The sequence below is a fragment of the Salmonella sp. A1325 genome (genome assembly GCF_056991255.1).
Genome location: NZ_JAMLWO010000006.1, coordinates 108,579 through 128,417, shown reverse-complemented (window position 1 = coordinate 128,417; position 19,839 = coordinate 108,579). Strand labels below are relative to the sequence as shown.

21 protein-coding genes are annotated in these 19,839 nt (G+C 52.1%); 5 read left to right on the top strand and 16 right to left on the bottom strand.

The annotated features are described in order from the left end of the window. The first annotated feature begins 112 nt into the window (after positions 1-112). Positions 113-1,483, top strand: coding sequence for an NAD-dependent succinate-semialdehyde dehydrogenase (locus NAZ64_RS13675; protein ID WP_023212768.1), 1,371 nt, complete (start codon positions 113-115; stop codon positions 1,481-1,483). Between the two features lie 94 nt (positions 1,484-1,577). On the opposite strand, the gene NAZ64_RS13670 is transcribed toward NAZ64_RS13675, so the two are convergent. Beyond that, a complete protein-coding gene (locus NAZ64_RS13670) occupies positions 1,578-1,721 on the bottom strand; it encodes a hypothetical protein (protein WP_001595639.1) in 144 nt (47 codons plus the stop codon). On the opposite strand from NAZ64_RS13670, the gene yjiS reads away from it, so the two are divergent. Further along, positions 1,688-1,852, top strand: a complete 165-nt coding sequence (yjiS, locus tag NAZ64_RS13665; RefSeq protein WP_000397917.1) for a DUF1127 domain-containing protein YjiS — start codon at positions 1,688-1,690, stop codon at positions 1,850-1,852. The genes NAZ64_RS13670 and yjiS overlap by 34 nt on opposite strands. A 74-nt stretch (positions 1,853-1,926) precedes the next feature. Here yjiS and NAZ64_RS13660 read toward each other — a convergent pair whose 3' ends face one another. The 7 genes from NAZ64_RS13660 to btsT all read right to left on the bottom strand — a co-directional run bounded on the left by NAZ64_RS13660 (position 1,927) and on the right by btsT (position 8,316). Beyond that, the gene (locus NAZ64_RS13660; RefSeq protein WP_023197696.1) at positions 1,927-2,628 is read right to left on the bottom strand and encodes a hypothetical protein; all 702 of its coding nucleotides are present in this window, start codon (positions 2,626-2,628) and stop codon (positions 1,927-1,929) included. A 73-nt stretch (positions 2,629-2,701) separates the two neighbouring features. Further along, positions 2,702-3,034, bottom strand: a complete 333-nt coding sequence (gene symE / locus NAZ64_RS13655; RefSeq protein ID WP_001647389.1) for an endoribonuclease SymE — start codon at positions 3,032-3,034, stop codon at positions 2,702-2,704. A gap of 324 nt (positions 3,035-3,358) precedes the next feature. Then, the gene (locus NAZ64_RS13650) at positions 3,359-4,000 is read right to left on the bottom strand and encodes a LysE family translocator (RefSeq protein ID WP_000438687.1); all 642 of its coding nucleotides are present in this window, start codon (positions 3,998-4,000) and stop codon (positions 3,359-3,361) included. 47 nt (positions 4,001-4,047) lie between these two features. Beyond that, positions 4,048-4,863, bottom strand: a complete 816-nt coding sequence (locus NAZ64_RS13645; protein WP_001523695.1) for an AraC family transcriptional regulator — start codon at positions 4,861-4,863, stop codon at positions 4,048-4,050. Between the two features lie 37 nt (positions 4,864-4,900). Then, complete coding sequence (gene yjiA, locus NAZ64_RS13640) at positions 4,901-5,857, bottom strand: GTPase (protein WP_000187840.1); 957 nt, start codon at positions 5,855-5,857, stop codon at positions 4,901-4,903. Between the two features lie 10 nt (positions 5,858-5,867). Next, positions 5,868-6,071, bottom strand: a complete 204-nt coding sequence (locus NAZ64_RS13635; RefSeq protein WP_000460616.1) for a YbdD/YjiX family protein — start codon at positions 6,069-6,071, stop codon at positions 5,868-5,870. Positions 6,072-6,165: 94 nt separating this feature from the next. Beyond that, the gene (btsT, locus tag NAZ64_RS13630; RefSeq protein ID WP_000379928.1) at positions 6,166-8,316 is read right to left on the bottom strand and encodes a pyruvate/proton symporter BtsT; all 2,151 of its coding nucleotides are present in this window, start codon (positions 8,314-8,316) and stop codon (positions 6,166-6,168) included. 366 nt (positions 8,317-8,682) lie between these two features. On the opposite strand from btsT, the gene tsr reads away from it, so the two are divergent. Further along, a complete protein-coding gene (gene tsr, locus NAZ64_RS13625) occupies positions 8,683-10,344 on the top strand; it encodes a methyl-accepting chemotaxis protein (protein WP_220569433.1) in 1,662 nt (553 codons plus the stop codon). 168 nt (positions 10,345-10,512) lie between these two features. On the opposite strand, the gene opgB is transcribed toward tsr, so the two are convergent. From opgB to NAZ64_RS13595, 6 genes are all read right to left on the bottom strand, one after another. Beyond that, positions 10,513-12,804 (bottom strand): phosphatidylglycerol--membrane-oligosaccharide glycerophosphotransferase, encoded by a 2,292-nt coding sequence (opgB, locus tag NAZ64_RS13620; protein ID WP_042947772.1) that lies wholly within the window; start codon positions 12,802-12,804, stop codon positions 10,513-10,515. 282 nt (positions 12,805-13,086) lie between these two features. Beyond that, on the bottom strand, positions 13,087-13,578 hold the full coding sequence (locus tag NAZ64_RS13615) for a YjjA family protein (RefSeq protein WP_024797791.1): 492 nt from the start codon (positions 13,576-13,578) through the stop codon (positions 13,087-13,089). Between the two features lie 57 nt (positions 13,579-13,635). Next, positions 13,636-14,373 carry a replicative helicase loader DnaC gene (gene dnaC, locus NAZ64_RS13610; RefSeq protein WP_000799924.1) on the bottom strand — a complete coding sequence of 246 codons (738 nt, stop codon included), beginning with the start codon at positions 14,371-14,373 and terminating at the stop codon, positions 13,636-13,638. 2 nt (positions 14,374-14,375) lie between these two features. Then, the gene (gene dnaT, locus NAZ64_RS13605; RefSeq protein WP_000098573.1) at positions 14,376-14,915 is read right to left on the bottom strand and encodes a primosomal protein DnaT; all 540 of its coding nucleotides are present in this window, start codon (positions 14,913-14,915) and stop codon (positions 14,376-14,378) included. Positions 14,916-15,007: 92 nt separating this feature from the next. After that, the gene (locus NAZ64_RS13600) at positions 15,008-15,481 is read right to left on the bottom strand and encodes a threonine/serine exporter (RefSeq protein WP_079826872.1); all 474 of its coding nucleotides are present in this window, start codon (positions 15,479-15,481) and stop codon (positions 15,008-15,010) included. Next, on the bottom strand, positions 15,472-16,248 hold the full coding sequence (locus tag NAZ64_RS13595) for a threonine/serine exporter family protein (protein ID WP_001674846.1): 777 nt from the start codon (positions 16,246-16,248) through the stop codon (positions 15,472-15,474). Before NAZ64_RS13595 ends, NAZ64_RS13600 begins: the two co-directional genes overlap by 10 nt. Positions 16,249-16,959: 711 nt before the next feature. Here NAZ64_RS13595 and NAZ64_RS13590 point away from each other — a divergent pair. Together NAZ64_RS13590 and bglJ are read left to right on the top strand one after the other, a co-directional pair. Then, complete coding sequence (locus NAZ64_RS13590; protein WP_000936659.1) at positions 16,960-17,685, top strand: response regulator transcription factor; 726 nt, start codon at positions 16,960-16,962, stop codon at positions 17,683-17,685. Beyond that, on the top strand, positions 17,646-18,320 hold the full coding sequence (bglJ, locus tag NAZ64_RS13585; protein WP_000431546.1) for a DNA-binding transcriptional activator BglJ: 675 nt from the start codon (positions 17,646-17,648) through the stop codon (positions 18,318-18,320). Before NAZ64_RS13590 ends, bglJ begins: the two co-directional genes overlap by 40 nt. Positions 18,321-18,370: 50 nt before the next feature. Here bglJ and NAZ64_RS13580 read toward each other — a convergent pair whose 3' ends face one another. Continuing rightward, on the bottom strand, positions 18,371-18,829 hold the full coding sequence (locus NAZ64_RS13580) for a YbaK/EbsC family protein (RefSeq protein ID WP_000058271.1): 459 nt from the start codon (positions 18,827-18,829) through the stop codon (positions 18,371-18,373). A 150-nt stretch (positions 18,830-18,979) separates the two neighbouring features. Continuing rightward, on the bottom strand, positions 18,980-19,768 hold the full coding sequence (fhuF, locus tag NAZ64_RS13575; protein ID WP_079944419.1) for a siderophore-iron reductase FhuF: 789 nt from the start codon (positions 19,766-19,768) through the stop codon (positions 18,980-18,982). Positions 19,769-19,839: the final 71 nt, after the last annotated feature.

Below are 19,839 nucleotides of genomic sequence, written 5' to 3'. Positions count from 1 at the left end.
AACCGCACGAATATACCGAACTTTACCGATAGCGCCAGCCATCTCTACTACCCTTATTGTTCTGAGCGGCATTTACGGCTGCCTTAATGACGATAACAAGGAGACATGTGATATGGCTTACCAGACAGTGAATCCTGCCAATAATCAGCTCATTAAAGAGTATCCCCCGCACACGGACGCGGATATTGAAGCCGCGCTGCAAAAAGCTGACGCGCTCTATCACTCCGACTGGTCCAAAGGAGAGATTGACCAACGTCTGCCGGTACTGCATAAGCTGGCTGACTTGATCGACAGCCGTGTTGAAGAACTGGCAAAAATCGCCAGCCAGGAGATGGGCAAGCTCATCGAGCAGAGCCGTGGCGAAGTCAAACTGTGTGCGCAGATCGCTCGCTATTATGCGGATAACGCGAAGCAGTTTCTTGCCCCGGTGCCTTATAAAACCGAGTTTGGCGACGCGTGGGTAGAACATCATCCGATTGGCGTCATCATGGCTGTTGAGCCGTGGAACTTCCCGTACTATCAGTTGATGCGTGTGCTGGCGCCGAACCTGGCCGCTGGTAACCCGGTGCTGGCGAAACATGCCAGCATCGTACCGCACTGTGCCGAGACGTTTGCCCATCTGGTGCGTGAAGCTGGCGCGCCGGACGGCGCATGGACCAACCTGTTTATTTCCTCCGATCAGGTGGCGAACATCATCGCCGACCCGCGCGTGCAGGGCGCGGCGCTGACCGGATCTGAAAAAGCGGGGAGCGCCGTGGCGGCACAGGCGGCGAAGCACATTAAAAAATCGACGCTGGAACTGGGCGGGAACGATGTGTTCGTCGTGCTGGACGATGCCGATCTTGAGAAAGCGGTGAAAATTGGCGTGCAGGCACGACTCACTAATGCAGGGCAGGTATGTACGGCGGCGAAGCGCTTTATCCTGCATGAGAAAATCGCCGATCAATTCCTCAGCCAGTTCACCGAGGCGTTCAGGAAGGTGAAGGTGGGGGATCAGATGGACGCTTCTACCGAACTGGGGCCGCTGTCGTCGAAAGATGCGCTGGAAACACTGACCAGACAGGTCGAGGACGCGGTGAAAAATGGCGCGACGCTGCACGTTGGCGGCAAGCCGCTGGAGAGCAAAGGCAACTTCTTTGAGCCGACCATTCTGACCCACATTACGCGTGACAACCCGGCGTACTTTGAAGAGTTCTTCGGCCCGGTGGCGCAGATGTATGTGGTGAAAGACGATGACGAGGCGGTAAAACTCGCCAACGATTCCCACTACGGCTTGGGCGGCGCGGTGTTTAGTCAGGATATTGAGCGTGCTAAACGCATGGCCTCCCGGATTGAAACCGGGATGGTTTATATCAACTGGCTGACCGATACCGCAGCGGAGCTGCCGTTCGGCGGCGTTAAGCGTTCGGGCTTCGGACGCGAGCTATCGGATCTGGGGATTAAGGAGTTTGTGAACCAGAAGCTGGTAGTGGTGCGCCGCTAATCCCTGTTGCCCCTCTGAAAATGGGAGGGGCCTGGCTTTTTGCAGCGAAGGACGCGGATCTTAAATCAGAACGAAATAAGCGAACAAAACCCCCTCAATTGCCCTCCTTATTTATCCACGTTGCACTAACCGTGCTTTTTATCCCGGTATTGTTTGTACAGACATTCATGATGCCCGCATTTTCTGTTCTATGCGGAGGCCGGTATGGAATTTTACGAGAACCGCCCCAGACAACCATTCATTGGCTTTGTGCAGCTCAGACGGGCGCTAAAAAGGTGGTGGCTGCGTAAGCGGGCCTGTCAGGCGCTGCGGCGAATGAGTGACGAGCAGTTAAGGGATATCGGGTTGGAAAGGAAGGATGTGGAATAGTGGATCTATTCAAGGGCAATAGTAGTTAAAGGATTTTATGATATATTACTATGCCCTTATGTTATGCGTGCTCACTATTTTATATCATTAATATTAATATCATTAATCTTTTTCTCAATATATTTTTCTGGTTTTACCTTAGTTTTTTGCTCAATTGCATGATATTTTTCCTTATCAATGGTTATAGTCATTTTTTCTTTTTTGTTAAATATGCATGGAATGATAATGGCGGCTGCAATTATCAGTAACATTATTATGGCTGCATGAATTTTGCTTTTGGGAAATCCTTTTAATTGAGTACACAGGATTGTTATACATTTATGTATAAGATAAGGGAAGGATAGAAATAAAACAAATGGGTAAGCAAAATTTATGGCATGTTTTCCATAGTAATTATTATTTATTATCAGCGAACCAATACAGAATGCCATCATACAAAATAGAGATATTCCGAAAGATAAGAAGGATATAACGAAAGAACCTTGCATAATTCTTTTATGTAACTCTTTCAAAATATTATTTGTAAGCTTCTCTAGTTTAGTGTTATTACAAACAACTACCAGCATCGCAAAAAAAATCTCACATAAGGCAAGCGAAAATAACGTATTGAAGACCATGTAATTCATCAGCGTTTCGAAAAATATACTTTGCTGAAGATAGTATGGTAATAGTGCGTTGACCTCCATAAATAAAGTACATAGAAATCCCAGGATGATATAAAAAATTAATCCTTCATTTCTCCAAAGCGTAATGTTTTCTTTTACTTTTAGCTGCATGGTTTCCCTTCAATCATTGATATTAATTATAATTAAAGCTGGCAAGGGTTCTTTGCCAGCTTATTTTATGTATTTACTTAGATCCTGCCATCACGCTGATAAACGCCTGCACCTGCTTTTGCTTACGCGCCGATAGCTTGCACACCTGGCGCAGCGACTGCATCAAATCGCTTTCTTCTGGTTGCGGCTGCTGTGCGCTGAGCACAATACAGCCGTTCATCACCTTTACATCGACCTGCGTACCGGTGGTAAACCCGGCGTCTTCCAGCCACTGACCTTTCAGGGTAATAGCGGGAATACGGTTGTAATCCGGGTAGCGGCTCGCATAACTCACGGTCAAGTGACGGTTATTTGTCGGGGAGACTTCTGGATCGGTGAATTCTGCAATAGAATGCGGGGTAGTCATGGTCTCTATTCCTGTTTAATAGGGATTGTGATTAGCGGTGCGGGCGTGTTGGCGCACGCTCGCACCGCGCTAAATACCTGGATATATCATCAGTAAATAAAAGAAAAGTCCAGCTGAAAATCAATGAAAATAAGCCGCTGGATGAGAGGTGATATTATATTTGGTGATGAGAATAAAGCGGCTATTTAGTCGTTTTATTGGTTTCTGGGGCAGGTTAATTTATGGCGGCGTCAGCATTATAAGAAGGAAAGGGTTCGAATGATGCAGACCCTATTCATCTGCCCGGGCAACGTTGACCACCGTATAAAGCTGCCCCTCATCGATTTAACTGGTAATGAACTGCCACACAATCCAGCAGCCAAAGGCGATCAAAATGCCGCCGGCGGCGCGTTCAATTTTCCAGACAAGATTACCCAAGCGACGTTGAATTTGCGGCAGGGCGATAAGCGTTATCAGCAGCAGATCCCAGAGTAACACTACGCTGGTCATCCAGATTCCACATATGGCCTGCTGTGTAACGGTCACGTTTGGGCCCAGCAGGGCGGTCATTAGCGCCAGATAAAACAGAGCATTTTTCGGATTCAACAGCGATGAACCTAGCCCCAGTAATAGTTGTTTTGCCAGTGACGGACATGCCGATGCGGCGTACCGCCACTCCAGCGGCCCAGCGCGGCTTTTCAACAGTTGACGGCCCACCCATAGCAGGTAGGCGGCACCCAATAGTTCGATGATGGTAAAGAGCAGCGGCGTCTGACGTAGTAGCCCTGACCCAATCACTACCAGCAGAATATAGAGCCCATTTCCCGCCGCAATGCCGAGGCACAGCCCGACGCTGCCGCGCAGCCGATAGCGTACGGCGTAACCGACCAGCAAAAAGAAGTCCGGGCCCGGGCTGAGCAGCGCCATAAAATGCGCCAGCGCCAGTGCGGGAAACGCCGGGGGAAATAACGTTGTAACCTGTTCCATAGTAACCTCAGTGATGATACTGAGGTCAGCCTATACCTGCGGATGCGCTATTTATTGTCGGATATTGATCTGTTCTGCGCGTACTGACGCGGCGTTGCCGCCGTGTAGCTGACGAAGGTTTTGTGGAAATGACTTTGATCGGCGAAACCGGTCTGATAGGCAACATCGGCAATATCGTCCCCGGCGCGCAATCGGTGCCGGGCATATTCAATGCGGGCCATATTGGTAAAGCTGACAGGAGTCAGGCCTGTATCCTGCTTAAAAGTGCGAATCAGAGTCTCCTTACGGAGCGCAAACTCCTGCGCCAGTGTGTCCAGCGTCGGCGGTTCCTGAAGGTTGCTGACTAAGCGGGCAACCAACTGGCGGCTGATGGCGCATGGCGGTTCGGCGTCGGCGCTTTGTAGCGGCAGGGCGCGCAACAGGTGGATAATAAGCGCCGGAAGTCCGGCGGTTTGCTGCTGAGTAATAGACGTCACAATTTGCTGATAAAGCTGGAAAAGCTGCGGGTTCTGCAACTGTGGCTGCGTGGTATGCAGGCGGCTATCCGCCGGCAAATGGGGGAGCTGCGTCAGACACCAGTCCGCATCGAGATACAGCATATGATAGCTGCGTGGTCGCTCGTGGAGCGGGTTACAACTGTGTGGAGATTGCGGGGGGATCAGGATCAGCTCGCCGGGGCGTAACAGATACTCTTGCCCGTTACTGATGCAGCGGGTTTCTCCGGCGATGATCGCGCCCAGCGACAGTTGCGGGTGGCTGTGGCGCTTATAGGCCTGACGGCTTTCACTGGTGGTACGTAGCTCCAGCCACGGCAGTTGTGGCAGACGCCAGAAGCGTTGGTGAATATCTCGGATAAGGGGCATACAATCTCCTGTGCGGTCCCGGCTTTTCTGCGCCCGTTTACTTCCTTAACCCCGCAAACGCCGTTCTAATCTCGTCTTCCGGCAACTGGATCCCGATAAATACCAGCGTGCTGTGCGGCGTTTCGTCGCCCCACGGTCTGTCCCAGTCGGCGCTGTAGAGACGCTGCACGCCCTGGAACAGCAGACGGTTGGGTTCGCCGTCGATCCACAGCATCCCTTTGTAACGCAGCAGTTTATCCGCTGATTCCAGCAGCAGGTTTTCCATCACCCGCGAAACCTCGCTGATATCCACCGGGTAATCCAGCTCCACCACAATTGACGACACATCGTTCTGTTTATCGGCAATAAAGTGGAAACGCGGTTGGCTTGCCAGCACGTTCTCTTCCAGCATAAAGCCGCTGGTATTAAACAACTGACTCAGGTCAATATCGCCGTGTACCACGGTGTAAACCGGGGCGCGGGCGTTGATACGCGCCAGCCGCTCGCGCAGTTTCTCGCTGTCGCCTGCCACGTCGGTTTTGGTCAGCAGGATACGGTCGGCGTAGCCTATCTGCGACTGGGCGATGGTGAACTGGTTCATCTGCTCGTTAGCGTGCACCGCGTCGACCAGCGCAATCACGCCATCTAACAGGTAGCGTTCGCATAATACGTCATGGGAGAAAAAGGTCTGAATAATCGGGCCGGGGTCAGCCATGCCGGTGCATTCAATCACCAGGCGGTCGAAAGCAATATCGCCGCGGTCGCGGCTGTCGAGCAGGTCTAATAGCGCATCTTCCAGCTCGTTGGAGCGGGTACAGCAGATGCAGCCATTGGTCAGGGTTTTGATCTGTGTGGCGCGATCGCCAATCAGTTGATCGTCAACGGAGACTTCGCCAAATTCGTTTTCGATAACGGCGATTTTAAAACCATGTTGTTCGTTGAGGATATGGCGTAGTAGGGTGGTTTTGCCGGCACCAAGAAAACCGGTAAGTAGGGTAACTGCAATCGGGGTCATAGTCTCTCCATTAACAACAGCGCATACCGCCTTTGCCATCGCCGCCGTAACGTGCTTGCTGACGTTCGCGGAAGAACTCTTCATAGGTCATGTACGGCTTGTCGGGATGATTGGTTTTCATGTGCTCGACATAGTTGTCGTAGTCCGGAATACCAATCAACATTTTTGCCGCCTGGCCGAGATATTTTTTTGCCTGACCTAAAGTATCAAACATTCTGCCGTCCTGTTAATGAATAAAGCCGGATGGCGGCTTGCGCCTTATCCGGCCTACACTAGCCGGGATCGCTGTGCGCTACCCGGCATCAGTTTTAGTGGTGTGAAGAGATCTTCACGCCGCCTTCCGGCACGGGCACATACGGGGTTTCTTTGTCGGTACGTTTATCGCTGTTGCGTACCTTCATCCAGGTGGTGAAACCGTAGAAGATAATACTGTACACCACCACCAGGAACAGAATACTCAAACCAGCGTTAGTGTAGTTGTTCACCACGATATGGTTCATGTTGGCAATCTGCTGCGCGGTCAGGTTGGTGCCGTTGGCAATCTTCTCTTTATACAGGTTTGCCATGTAGAAGAAACCTTCCATCTGTGGGTTGGCGCTGAACAGTTTCAGGCCCAGCGCCCAGGTGGTGCAGATCAGCAGCCATACCGCCGGGATCACCGTTACCCAGATGTACTTGGTGCGCTGCATTTTGATCAGTACCACGGTGCTCAACACTAGCGCCACGGCGGCCAGCATCTGGTTAGAGATACCGAACAGCGGCCACAGGCTCTTCACGCCGCCCAGCGGGTCGACCACGCCCTGATACAGCAGATAGCCCCACAAACCGACGCAGCCTGCGGTACCGATGATACCCGCGACCAGAGAATCGGTTTTTTTCAGGAACGGGACGAAGTTACCCAGCAAATCCTGCAACATAAAGCGGCCGGAACGGGTACCCGCATCCAGTGCGGTCAGGATGAACAGCGCTTCGAACAGAATACCGAAGTGATACCAGAAGCCCATATCCGCCATCGGCAGGACTTTGTGGAACACATGCGCGATACCTACTGCCAGCGTTGGCGCGCCGCCTGCGCGGTTCAATACTGACGGTTCACCGATATCTTTCGCAGTTTGCAGGATTTGTTCCGGGGAAATCACAAAGCCCCAGGAGCTGACGGTCGCCGCCGCGTGTGCGGTAACGTCTTTCAACTGCGCCATAATCAGCGGCGCGTTCTCGCCGCCCATCTCGTGCAGGTTTGGCATGGTAATGCCCAGACCTGCCGGCGGGGTGTTCATCGCGAAGTAGAGACCCGGTTCAATGATCGAGGCCGCCACCAGCGCCATCACCGCAACAAAGGACTCCATCAGCATCGCGCCGTAGCCGATAAAACGCGCATCGGTCTCACAGGCCAGCAGTTTCGGCGTGGTACCGGAAGAGATGAGCGCGTGGAAGCCAGAGACGGCGCCACAGGCGATGGTGATGAACAGGAACGGGAACAGAGCGCCTTTCCACAGCGGGCCGGTACCGTCGACGTACTGCGTCAACGCCGGCATTTTCAGTTCCGGGTTGAGGATCACAATCCCCAGCGCCAGACCGACGATCACACCGATTTTCAGGAAGGTAGCGAGATAGTCGCGCGGGGCGAGGATCAGCCATACCGGCAGCAGCGCGGAAACAAAGGCGTAGCCGATCAGCGCGAAGGTAATGGTGGTGTCTTTAAAGGTCAGCGCCGGGCCCCAGTACGGGTCGTGGGCAATCACGCCGCCGAAGTAAATAGACGCCACCAGCAGCACGATACCAATAACGGAGACTTCGCCTACGCGTCCCGGACGCAGGAAGCGCATGTAGATGCCCATAAACAGCGCAATCGGTACCGTTGAGCAGACGGTGAAGACGCCCCACGGGCTTTCGGCCAGCGCTTTCACCACGATTAATGCCAGCACCGCGAGGATGATGATCATGATTAAGAAGCAGCCGAACAGCGCGATGGTGCCTGGAACGGTACCCATCTCTTCTTTGATCATCTCGCCAAGAGAGGCGCCGTTACGGCGGGAAGAGATGAACAGCACCATAAAGTCCTGCACTGCGCCCGCGAGCACCACGCCCGCCAGCAACCACAGCGTCCCCGGCAGATAGCCCATCTGCGCGGCCAATACCGGCCCGACCAGCGGACCTGCGCCGGCGATGGCGGCGAAGTGGTGACCAAACAGCACGTAGCGGTTAGTCGGCACGTAGTTCAGGCCGTCGTTATTGATAACCGCCGGTGTCGCGCGCGTCGGGTCGAGTTTCATGACCTTCTGGGCGATGTACAGGCTGTAGTAGCGGTAAGCCACCAGATAGACGGAAACGGAAGCGACCACGATCCACAGGGCGCTCACGTGTTCACCCCGACGTAGGGCAACGACCGAGAGGCAGAAAGCACCGATGATTCCGAGAATCACCCAGGGTATGTGCTTGAATATCTTTTTCGTATCCATAGTAAAACCTGGTTGTAAGTTTAATTATCAGCCGAAGCTGGGTGGACATTGAGTTCGTGTTTGAGGAGGTAGATTGACTGCTATGCTGAGAGGATCTTGCCAGATCATCGCGCGCGTAAAGTTAGGTAAATCAGTGAGTGGTTGTATGGCGGTTTAAGCGGTCGGACGTACCGGTAAGCGGTTTCGCGGAGGAGGGCGTGGGCTATTTTATGTGATTGAGATCACGATATAAAATGGGACGATCCTTGTTGCGCGGGGCGTCATGACGACTTCACTGAGCTAATCGTGATATTAATGGCGCGCATCCCATAAAGTTTTCCCTTTCCAGGCCGAAAATTCTGTATCTGTCTAGCGGAAAGAGAAAACATGTTAAAGCGAATTAAAATTGTTACCAGCTTACTGCTGGTATTGGCGCTATTTGGCCTTTTACAACTGACATCCGGCGGGCTGTTCTTCAACTCGCTGAAGAATGACAAAGAAAACTTCACCGTATTGCAAACCATTCGTCAGCAGCAGTCTGCCCTGAATGCAACCTGGGTGGAACTGTTGCAAACGCGTAATACCCTGAATCGCGCGGGTATCCGCTGGATGATGGACCAGAGCAATATTGGCAGCGGCGCAACTGTCGCTGAACTGATGCAGGGGGCGACCAATGCGCTGAAGCTGACCGAAAAAAACTGGGCGCAGTATGAGTCGTTACCGCGCGATCCACGTCAGAGTGAGGCGGCTTTCCTTGAGATCAAACGAACCTATGATATCTACCACGGCGCGTTGGCGGAGCTTATTCAGCTTCTTGGCGCGGGTAAGATTAACGAGTTTTTTGATCAACCGACTCAAAGCTATCAGGACGCTTTTGAGAAGCAGTACATGGCCTATATGCAGCAAAACGATCGTCTGTACGATATTGCTGTTGAGGATAACAACAGTTCCTACAACCAGGCGATGTGGGTACTGGTCAGTGTGCTGATTGCCGTTCTGGTGGTCATTATCGCCGTCTGGTTCGGCATCAAACTGTCGCTTATCGCCCCGATGAATCGTCTGATTGAAAGCATTCGTCATATCGCCAGCGGCGATCTGGTGAAACGTATTGATGTGGAAGGCTCCAACGAAATGGGGCAGTTGGCTGAAAACCTGCGTCATATGCAAAGTGAACTGATGCGTACCGTTGGCGATGTACGTAACGGCGCGAATGCAATCTATAGCGGTGCCAGCGAGATTGCGATGGGTAACAACGATCTCTCTTCCCGTACTGAGCAGCAGGCAGCGTCTCTGGAAGAGACCGCCGCCAGTATGGAACAACTGACCGCCACCGTGAAACAGAACGCCGAAAACGCCCGTCAGGCCAGTCACCTGGCATTGAGCGCCTCTGAAACAGCGCAAAAAGGCGGCAAAGTAGTGGATAACGTCGTACAAACAATGCGCGATATCGCCTCCAGTTCGCAGAAAATCGCCGATATTATCAGCGTAATCGACGGTATTGCTTTCCAGACCAATATCCTGGCGCTGAATGCGGCGGTAGAAGCGGCGCGCGCAGGCGAGCAGGGACGCGGGTTCGCGGTGGTGGCCGGTGAAGTCCGTAATCTGGCCCAGCGTAGCGCGCAGGCGGCACGAGAGATCAAGAGTCTGATTGAGGATTCCGTGAGCCGTGTTGATGTGGGTTCGACGCTGGTCGAAAGCGCCGGTGAAACCATGGATGAGATCGTCAATGCAGTGACCCGCGTGACCGATATCATGGGCGAGATTGCCTCGGCGTCTGACGAGCAAAGTCGTGGCATCGACCAGGTGGGCCTGGCGGTAGCGGAGATGGATCGCGTAACGCAGCAGAACGCCTCGCTGGTGGAAGAGTCCGCCGCCGCGGCTGCGGCGCTGGAAGAGCAAGCCAGCCGTCTGACCCAGGCCGTCGCGGTGTTCCGTATTCACCAGCAACAGCAGCGTGCGCGTGATGTGGCAGCGGTAAAAACCCCGGCAGCCGTGTCGTCACCAAAGGCCGCTGTGGCCGACGGCAGCGATAATTGGGAAACGTTTTAAGGGCGTATGGTGAACAGTCGGCCTACAGATGATCGTAGGCCGGATGAGATGTTCACACTTTTGCCTGATGGCGTAGCGCTTATCAGGCCTGTGCGCCAGTTTATTGATAAAGATGATGTGTAGGCCGGGTAAGGCGCAGCCGCCACCCGGCATATATGACATTCTCTTTTAACTCTCAACATTCACCACTTTGATCTCCACCATGCCAATCCCCAATTTGCGCGGCGAATGGCCCAAAATATTACCTTCGTTGGTGGAGACGGGAGCGGGCGGCGCAATGACTAAGGTATTCGCGTCCGTCGGGTTGTTGAAATGCAGCGTGATAGTGGACACATCGTGACCCAGCACCAGCGTCTGTTCTTCGTTGCCTACGCGTACCGGAATCGGGCGATTCGCGTTGTCGCCGAAGGCTTTGGCGGTGATCACCAGATCAAACTTTTTCGGCAGCGGCGCTTTATATTCGATTTTAACCTCATCGCCCAACTGCGCATTTGACCAGCGCCCCCAGGACTCCGGCCGGGAAATGCCGCTAAACTGCTTCACCTCCTCCGGCGCGCCCGCCACATTAAAGATAAAGCTATCGGCTTTATAACGAATATCGTTATCGACAATCTTTAAGGTATCGATGTTGCCTTTGTAGCGTTCCATATCGATCATCGTATCTTTAAACGCCGTCTTACCCTGCCACTGCGCTTTATCGACATGCTGTACGGTTTGCTGCCCGCCAAGCTGCCCCTGCGAGACGCACCAGTCGGTGGAGAGCGCCAGCGCCGGTGCCCATAGCTGCGCCATTTTGTAGCAGCGATCGATCCAAACGAAATTATCGCGCGGGGCGAAGTCGGCCAACTGGAACCGCAGCGGAGCGGAGTATTCACTTTCCGGTAACGGTTCAACACGCTTATCCGATACGCGCAGTAGTAACGGCAGGCGGAAGTGGCTGCCGGAAAACGCGATCATGTTTTTGTCCCGATCGATAGTGAACGCTTTTATCTCTTTCGGAAAATTCCACAGGCGAATAATATCCGGCTTCATCGCCAGCACTTTCTCTTTTACATTCAGGAACACTTCCGACAGCGACTGCCCGGAAAGGCTGCTACGTCCCAGACCGATAAAATTATCGCCGCCGAGAATATCCAGCACCGTTGCGCCGTTGTCCATCGTGTTGCGTTTGACCGCCAGCGTCTCCTGCTGTGGTTTATCGCCGCGCAGAATGAAAAACAGATTGTTGCGATCTTGCTTATTCAGGTATTTCCAGGCGGTATTGTTCATCGCCAGATGGTCGGAAGAGACGACGATAACGGTATCTTTAAACCACGGTGACGCTTTGATTTTGTTGATAAACTCGGCGATGTTTTCCTGGCTGCAACTTACGGCGCTAAAGGACTGGTTGGGCTTGCCGTCGTAATCGTAGCGTTTGCGGTTGCAGGTGCGTGAGATAAACCCGTCCGGGTGGTGAGTATCTACGGTCAGCGTAAACAGCGAAAAACGCTGGCCTGAGCGGGAAAGCGCTTCAAATTTCTTCCATGCCTCATCAAGCACCGTATCGTCGTAGAAGCCCCAGTCGTTACGATAAGACGGGTCTGCCACCACCGTTTTCAGCTCTTCAGCGCCGTACAGATGATCAAATCCGTGTGATTTCAGGAACACGTCTTTCCCGGCAAAACGCAGGTTAGCGCCCTGCACGAAATAGTTCTGGTAGCCGGAGTTTTTCAGAATATCGCCGAGGCAGATATTCTGCGGGAAGAAGCTGGAAACCGACGCTGAGGCATTGCCCTCAAACGGCGCAAACAGCGGAATACCACACTGGGAGGCCACCATCCCGGCGATGGTGTAATCCGTTCCCGGCAGTTGCATGGTATGGCTGAAATCCAGCCCCTCATTTTTCAGCGCGCCCAACTCTGGCGTGAGATTGGGGAACGCGTCATTATCAAAATAGGTCCGTTCCAGGCTCTCGCCGTAGATATAGACCAGATTGAGCTTCGGATTAGGAATGGTTTTTGCTGGTTCTTTATAATAAACGGCAAAATCCGGATCGCCATCGCGCATTTGTGATTTTACCAGTTCGGTAATCTGGCGAAACGCCGGGCTAGCGTCGACCGAACCCAACGCCAGCAGTAACGCCAGCAGGCTGTAACCGACATGATGAGGATGGTGACGGCGGCGGCGTAGTACCCATCCCAGCGCGCCAAATACCGCCACTAACGCCAGGGCAATGCCGATTCCCGGCAGAATATATTTGCCGACTCCCGCTCCCGTCAGACTATTCGTGAGCGTATAAAGCACTGCGTCGTTGATCCCGTCGCCGGTAAAATAGTCGCTGGCATACAGGGTAATATTCAGAATGACAAAAAGTCCCAGCACCGTGAGAGTGGCGGCAAACCACCAGGTGTTACGGCCCGCCTTCCAGGCATATATCAGCACAGAGGCGAGAAACAGAGCGACAGAGAGCAACTCGGACAACTGACGATCCTCAATAAACCAGGCTTATCGCTGGCAGGAAAAAATTTCTAACAATGTAATAGCGATGTCACATTGCTGCAATTCTAATGACTTTACACGGCGCTATTATTTAGAATGAGTTTAGAAAGTTGTTTTTTTGATCGGCATCACTTCCTGACATAGCGGTTAATAACAGGAAAAGACGAAAGGAAAAGTCGGGTTAATGCCGTGCTGGCGGGTAAAGGGCCAAAACACGGCTTTTATCAGGACGTCCCAGCGTGGCGCATGGTCAGAAAAACGCAGTCAGGAAAGGAAATTCAGCCCTTGCTGCAACACCAGATCGCAAGCTTTGGTTTTCACCTTTTCCGCCAGCGGCGTACTGCCGATATTATTGAGGTTCAACTGCTGGCCGTCCTTCGTCTTGAGCAACCCTTGCAGGCCGTTCAGGTAGTTAGTGTCCTGCTCCTGCTGTGTAGTATCCAACCCCAACTTGTTCAGAATCTGATTTTTAACGTTTTCCACGTTGGTAGCGGACGCCAGCTTCTGTTTGGCGCAGTACTGCAAAATACCGGCGGCATTATTCATATTATCGGCGCTGAGCGACTGGGCGCCGTTGCTGAGCAGACCGGTTAGCGCCGAAAGCGACATCCCGCCCTGCTGTGAGTTCGCGCCCTGAGCGCTTAACTGACTGGCGGCGCTGGAAAGCGAATCCTGCCAGGAGGCGGCGATACCGCTGGTGGAAAACAGTACGCAGGCGACCGCCGCGCAGCACAGAACATGTTTCGCTGTATTCATGGTAATCACCTGTGTTATGCCTGCCAGGCGTAGTATCGCCCTGGAGCACGTTGCAATTTAATACTCTTTACCTGTCACCCGGCTGCGGTAACTGTCCCAGGTAAAATTAACCCATAAACTGTTGCCGAGACGCATACGGTCCATGACGCGTTCGCCAAGCATTTTCGTCATCTCTTCCATATTGCTGTTCGTCAACATGCCGGTGGGACGTTTTGACGAGGAACGACGATCGACAATTTGATTGATGATCACTTTTTCATAGCGGGATTCGGTCTGCACGCCGATCTCGTCGATCACCAACAGATCAACGTTACTCAGATCGTTAAGCAACTGCTCTTCGCTGGTTTCCCGATTGCTGAACGTGTCTTTCATCGCTGACATAATATCCGCTACGGTGATAATCAGTACCGACTTTCCGCGCAGCAGCAGCTCGTTACAAATAGCCGCGGCGAGATGGTTTTTACCGGTTCCCGGCTTGCCGGAAAAGACAAAGCTGGCGATATTGCCGTCAAATTCATCAACGTACTGTCGGGCTTTGCTTAACGCGTTCATTTGTCCGTCGCACTCAACCCGATAGTTATCAAACGAACAGTTTTGATGCAGCGGTCGAATGCCGGAACGGTTAAAGGTGCGCTGCATTTTCATCGCCCGGTTTTCCCGCGCCAGCGCCGCCGCCCGGATCTCGCCTTGCTCTTTCTGCCACGCCAGCAGTTCTTCGCCCGTTTTAAACGCCGGCGTAATATGCGCAGGCATCATTTTTTGTAGACGCTGCATCAGGTCGCCAACATTTTTCATCGTTACCCCCTAAAACCTGGTGGAATATGATTGTCAGGTTCGCTGACGCTATTGATGTCGCGCTGCGGCATTCCGCCATTGCTGGAACGGCTGATTTGCACGCTGCGCGCCAGCTTTTGCTGCCACTGGATATGGTGAAAAACCTTGCCTTCCGCCTGCCAGTAGGCGATAAACGCCGCCAGCTCTTCTGCGGTGACCGGCTCCCGAAGCGCCACGCCCCAAAGGGCAGCCTGACGCTGAAAATCCGCATCCGGTTGCCAGGCGGGATACATGGCGAATTTTCCGCAGGGAATCGCAACGGGGGCGGCTTCGGGTTCTTCGTAAAATTGCGCGTCTAACGCCACATCGCTTCCCGGACGTGATAACTTTTCTTCAAGCGCCAGCAGTTCAGCCATGCGTGCAGGCGTCACGGCATAAAAGGCAGGCGCATTATTAGCGAATACCGCCACTGCGCCGCCCGTTGACTTCGCCAGCACAGCATGATGATCGTGTAAAAGGGCGTCAATACCGATGACGTCCGACGTTAAAATTCTGGAAGACATAATGTTTCTCAATATGGAACAACAACCGAGAAGGGCGACTGTTTTTATAGTACCACACAGACCTGTAAGAACAGCAGGAGGCGTTCCACCGATCACACGCGGGGGCGTTTGCGGTACAGCCATAATCCCGGTACAGAGAGGCCAATTGAGAGCGCGCCAACAATGGAAGAGGCTTTCAGAAAATTGGTTAGCAGCGTAATCATCATCGGTTCGCTATAGCCCAGATGGCTAATTTTTACTGCGGAAATCATCGCGGTATAGGCGGAAATCCCCGGAAACATCGGGATCACGGCCGCGACGGTAAACACTTTAGGGTGAGCGAGATACCAGCGTGACCACTGAATACCAATACTGCCGACCAGCAGCGAAGCCATAAACGTCGACCATTCAATATTAAAACCAGCGCTCATCATCAGCATACGCGAGCCATGACCCAGCGCCCCCAGTAGCGCGCACCACGGAAGCGCCCGGTGGGGAACATTAAAGACCATCGCAAACCCGATGGCGGGGATCGCAGACAAGATCATGTCCTGCATTAGCGCCAGTAAAAAGTCGATTATACCCATCCTCGTAGCCCCCATACTGTCATTGACATCACTACGCCCACACAGGTGGCCAGTGTCAACAGGCTGGCGATAGCCCAGCGCGCCAGCCCGGTATTAATATGTCCTTTAAACATATCTGCCACGGAATTAATCAGCGGAAAGCCCGGCACCAGTAGCAGTACGCTTGCCGCCATGGCGATAGTGGGCGTCTGGCTAAAGGCCGGAAGGGTGAGCATCAGCCCGGAAATCGTGGTAGCGACAAAGGCGGTGATGCAAAAATTGATCTGCGGATGTAAATGCCGCTGCGCTAGCATCTGGCGAATATACATGGCTATCATACTGGCGAAAAAGGTGATAACCGCGCCATCCCAGCCGCCATTATTCAGCTTACAAAAGCAGGAGCAGGAAAGACCGACCATAAACGCCACCAGCCAGCGCGGATAACGCAGCGGGCGGAGCTGGCTAAAGCGTTTTTCCACGCCTTTGTAATCCAGCAGACGATGTTCCGCGAGGATAACGATATGCTGAACCTCCGTGACGACGTGCATATTAATGCCGCGATCCTGGTTTTTACGTGTCGATGTCAGACATTGTCCGTCTTTAATGGTCGTCAGTACAATGGCGTTAGAGGAGATCGCGCTTTCGACGCTATCCATACCGAGCGCCAAACCGAGGCGGGTGGAAAGCTCATCAACCAGTGCGCTTTCCGCCCCGTGCTGCAATAAAAACAGCCCGCATTGAATACATAACCGTGTTACTGCTCGTTGAATTGATTGCTCTTCTTGCATGACTCGTCCTGTCCGAAAAGACATTCTATGCGCCGCCACTATGACAGAGGCTTTCTTTTTAACACGAAGCGCAGGCATGGTGGCGTTGGTTAAGATCAATTTCTTGTTGATAAAAACGTCAACCGCCAGGCGCAACGCATAAGTTTCCTGAGACGTGCGCTTCGTCACAGGCAGGATATCCTTATGGGTGACGGTTCTCGTATGTCCGTTTCCAGAATAGAGACATTATGCCAGCCTGGCCGTTCATTTTTGAATCAATTACGTGGTGAATTTTATCAACGATATGCATTAATCGTTTTGCAACAATGGCGTGAGCAGCCGGTGTAAAAATAGGCGTGACTTAGTGTAATTTGCAGATATTACATGGATTTTATGGGTGACAGTCAGTATTGTTGGGCTTTTATTTCAGGATTCAGCAATATGAATGAAGGACGAACTCATATTTTAAATTTATTAATATGATGAGTTTCGTTAGAATTACTAATGTGCAAATTTAGTTAATTTAATTGTCTTGCTTCTGGTTTTATGAGTAACTATGCGATAGTGATTTCATGTTTTTGTGCTATGTGGATTGTAGCGCAATCAATGTTATATTTTTAAAAATAAAACAAGGATAATTAATCCACTCGGCTTATATTTCTTTGCGCTCATTGTTAATAGTATTTTTATTAATGGGACAATGAAAAGGGGCGGCGTGGGTGCGGAGGAATTATGCTGCCAGGATGCTGCAAAAATGGACTTATTATCAGTAAAACCCCCCTTATACAGGAAGGCCTTAAAGGGGCTATAACAGGTAATTTCCCCGATTATAAACTGGCGTATTGCCGTACGATAGAAGAGCTAACGCTGCTACAACTACGTCGAAGTAATTTAGTTATTGCTGATTTAGCAGTTAACAATGCCTCTCCCCGTGCTATCTGCGAATATTTTTATAGCTTACTCTCGCAATATCGCGACATACATTGGGTATTTCTGGTTCCTAAATCCAGCTATCCACATGCGGTTGATCTCCTGATGGGCCCCGTCAGCACCTTGCTTTCAGACGAAGAGCCAATCGAGAATCTTATTAGCGTTATCCATGCGGGAAACGCTCGTTCAGAAAGAATAAGCAAAACGTTATTATCGCCTCAGGTACCGTCTGAAATTCAGCAGTCCCACGACAGGCCGATTGTCCTTACGCTGTCTGAACGAAAAGTATTACGCCTTTTAGGAAAAGGGTGGGGCATTAACCAAATTGCGGCATTACTTAAAAAAAGTAATAAAACAATTAGCGCCCAAAAAAATAGCGCCATGCGACGCTTATCAATACACAGTAATGCAGAGATGTATGCATGGATAAACAGTTCTCAGGGAGCCAGAGAATTGAACCTACCTTCGGTATATGGAGAAACCATGGAATGGAAAACAGAATCAGCAAGAGAAATGTTGCGCTCGTAGAAAAATGCGTGATGAGCACCATTGGTATTAAAGGGCTATTTGATGCAATGCCGGATTGCCGACATACGCTTCATATTTTTTCAAAACCATCCGCGTTTTATAAGGCTGCGCTAAAGACGCCGTTTTCTGCCGTTATTTTTTCTCTTTCTGCGTTAAGAACTGAACGCCGGACAGGATTATCCAGCCTGACGGAACTGGCGATAAATTATCCCCATATGCGGCGTCTGGTGATTGCAGATGATGATGCTGAAGCCCGCTTAATCAGCGCGCTATCCCCGCTGCCGCTGGATGGGGTCATCAGCAAAGCGTCGCCGTTGGATGTTTTACAGGATGCCTTATTTACATCGCTTAATAGCGCCCGGCGGACAACGGAGCGTACAGATAATCTTTGGGAACTTCACCAGAATTGTATGCTTAGTCCAACCGAGCGGGAGATTCTGCGTTTTATGTCGAACGGCTACTCAATGCCGCAAATTGCCGTCCAGTTAGAACGTAACATTAAGACTATCCGGGCGCATAAGTTTAATGTGATGTCCAAGCTGGGCGTGAGTTCTGATGCCGGGTTACTCGATGCGGCGGATATTCTGTTATATCTGCGCGCCGGAGATGCTACCGCGCTCCAGCATCGGGTATAGCCCGTGCCGGATGCGTCGTGCTTGTTCGGGGAGTCCGGGTGTCAGGCACGTTATTGGCACACGTCAACCCAGGTCGCCGATGTCAGTTCAGCCATTCTTTCCGGCGTGATGCGTACCGCGCTGTGCGTGGCGCCTGCGGCAGGCAATACTTCGTTATACCCCTTCAGAGAGATGTCGCAATAAACGGGCAGCGGGTGCTCCAGCCCAAAGGGACATACGCCGCCGACAGGATGTCCGGTTGCATTGACCACTTCATCGCTGCTCAACATACGGGCTTTTGCGCCGAAAGTGCTTTTAAGCTTCTTATTATCCAGGCGGGCATCGCCTTTAGCGACCACCAGGATAATAGTGTCTTTTACTTTAAGCGAGAGCGTTTTAGCTATCTGCCCAGGCTCTACGTTGTGCGCTTTGGCTGCCAGTTCGACAGTCGCTGTACTTTGATTTAATTCGATAATTTCAATATCGGGAGCATGATCGGCCAGAAATTGCCGTACAGATTGCAGACTCATTCTTCTCTCCTGAGACCTTACCAATAGCCACGGTAGACCCAAAAATGGCAAAACGTAATTTGGCATACGGAGAGCGCAGCTGTAAATATAATAATGTGACAGGCCAGCAGCAGTAAGCCGTGACGATAACTGAAGGTAACGTAAAGCGGTTTACTTTAGCGTGCAGTCGCCGCACTGCTGTACATCAGGTAAGCGGTAACGTTGACAGCAGGTTCTGCGTACCAGAAGACCGTCGCGCATTACGACGGTCCGCCACAGCGGGTTATCCTGACCGTCGGATAGCTGCTTTTCAAAAAAACAGCGCTGGCGTAGCGTTGCCAGCAGGGCTTCGCCAAGCAGCGGTTTCATCTCAGTCAGATACCAGTTGATTAAATAACCGGTATTGCTCCAGATAAGTTTCGCGTTGATGTCGCCAGTCGCCTCCAGCGCCTGAATGACCGGCTGTAGTGCGGAGACTACCAGCGTTTCCATTCGTTCTTCCGGGGAACGCCCCGTTGTCAGGTTATCCTGATGCACATCAAGCCAGAAACATGCGGCGCGCCCGGTTTCATGAAATTCAACGTGAATATGTTCTGCCGAGACATCGATAGCGCGCGCTTGCGTCAGTAATGCCAGCATCAGCGGCGGCGTCATCAGCCCGATATACCATTGCGCCCACAGGGAGAGTAACGGCTTATTTTCACGTGGCAGGCCTGGCGTGTGGCGATAGATGTGATCGGAATAGGCGGCCAGCAATGAACGAAACGTCGCGGGGCGCGTCCACTGGGCAAGAGTCATCGCCGTTGGCGGCGGCGTTTCATCCAGCCGAATGAAGTCCAACAGGTGCTCACGGGTAGAGGCGATCGTCTCGCGTACTGCGTCCGCCAGCGAGGCGTCTTCCGGCTGGGGAGCGGCTCGCCAGATAATATCGTCAGCAATCGGTGCGGAACGGTAGGCCATAGCGCAGTTTAATGATGTTAATCTAAATGATAATGATTGCTAATCCTATCGATAGCGATAAACGATGGCAA

Bases quoted from the DNA above. Each gene is read 5' to 3' on its own strand.
- NAZ64_RS13675 (WP_023212768.1), top strand. From the start codon at position 113: ATGGCTTACCAGACAGTGAATCCTGCCAATAATCAGCTCATTAAAGAG.
- yjiS (WP_000397917.1), top strand. From the start codon at position 1,688: ATGGAATTTTACGAGAACCGCCCCAGACAACCATTCATTGGCTTTGTG.
- NAZ64_RS13670 (WP_001595639.1), bottom strand. From the start codon at position 1,721: ATGGTTGTCTGGGGCGGTTCTCGTAAAATTCCATACCGGCCTCCGCAT.
- NAZ64_RS13660 (WP_023197696.1), bottom strand. From the start codon at position 2,628: ATGCAGCTAAAAGTAAAAGAAAACATTACGCTTTGGAGAAATGAAGGA.
- symE (WP_001647389.1), bottom strand. From the start codon at position 3,034: ATGACTACCCCGCATTCTATTGCAGAATTCACCGATCCAGAAGTCTCC.
- NAZ64_RS13650 (WP_000438687.1), bottom strand. From the start codon at position 4,000: ATGGAACAGGTTACAACGTTATTTCCCCCGGCGTTTCCCGCACTGGCG.
- NAZ64_RS13645 (WP_001523695.1), bottom strand. From the start codon at position 4,863: ATGCCCCTTATCCGAGATATTCACCAACGCTTCTGGCGTCTGCCACAA.
- yjiA (WP_000187840.1), bottom strand. From the start codon at position 5,857: ATGACCCCGATTGCAGTTACCCTACTTACCGGTTTTCTTGGTGCCGGC.
- NAZ64_RS13635 (WP_000460616.1), bottom strand. From the start codon at position 6,071: ATGTTTGATACTTTAGGTCAGGCAAAAAAATATCTCGGCCAGGCGGCA.
- btsT (WP_000379928.1), bottom strand. From the start codon at position 8,316: ATGGATACGAAAAAGATATTCAAGCACATACCCTGGGTGATTCTCGGA.
- tsr (WP_220569433.1), top strand. From the start codon at position 8,683: ATGTTAAAGCGAATTAAAATTGTTACCAGCTTACTGCTGGTATTGGCG.
- NAZ64_RS13615 (WP_024797791.1), bottom strand. From the start codon at position 13,578: ATGAATACAGCGAAACATGTTCTGTGCTGCGCGGCGGTCGCCTGCGTA.
- dnaC (WP_000799924.1), bottom strand. From the start codon at position 14,373: ATGAAAAATGTTGGCGACCTGATGCAGCGTCTACAAAAAATGATGCCT.
- dnaT (WP_000098573.1), bottom strand. From the start codon at position 14,915: ATGTCTTCCAGAATTTTAACGTCGGACGTCATCGGTATTGACGCCCTT.
- NAZ64_RS13600 (WP_079826872.1), bottom strand. From the start codon at position 15,481: ATGGGTATAATCGACTTTTTACTGGCGCTAATGCAGGACATGATCTTG.
- NAZ64_RS13595 (WP_001674846.1), bottom strand. From the start codon at position 16,248: ATGCAAGAAGAGCAATCAATTCAACGAGCAGTAACACGGTTATGTATT.
- NAZ64_RS13590 (WP_000936659.1), top strand. From the start codon at position 16,960: ATGCTGCCAGGATGCTGCAAAAATGGACTTATTATCAGTAAAACCCCC.
- bglJ (WP_000431546.1), top strand. From the start codon at position 17,646: ATGGAAAACAGAATCAGCAAGAGAAATGTTGCGCTCGTAGAAAAATGC.
- NAZ64_RS13580 (WP_000058271.1), bottom strand. From the start codon at position 18,829: ATGAGTCTGCAATCTGTACGGCAATTTCTGGCCGATCATGCTCCCGAT.
- fhuF (WP_079944419.1), bottom strand. From the start codon at position 19,768: ATGGCCTACCGTTCCGCACCGATTGCTGACGATATTATCTGGCGAGCC.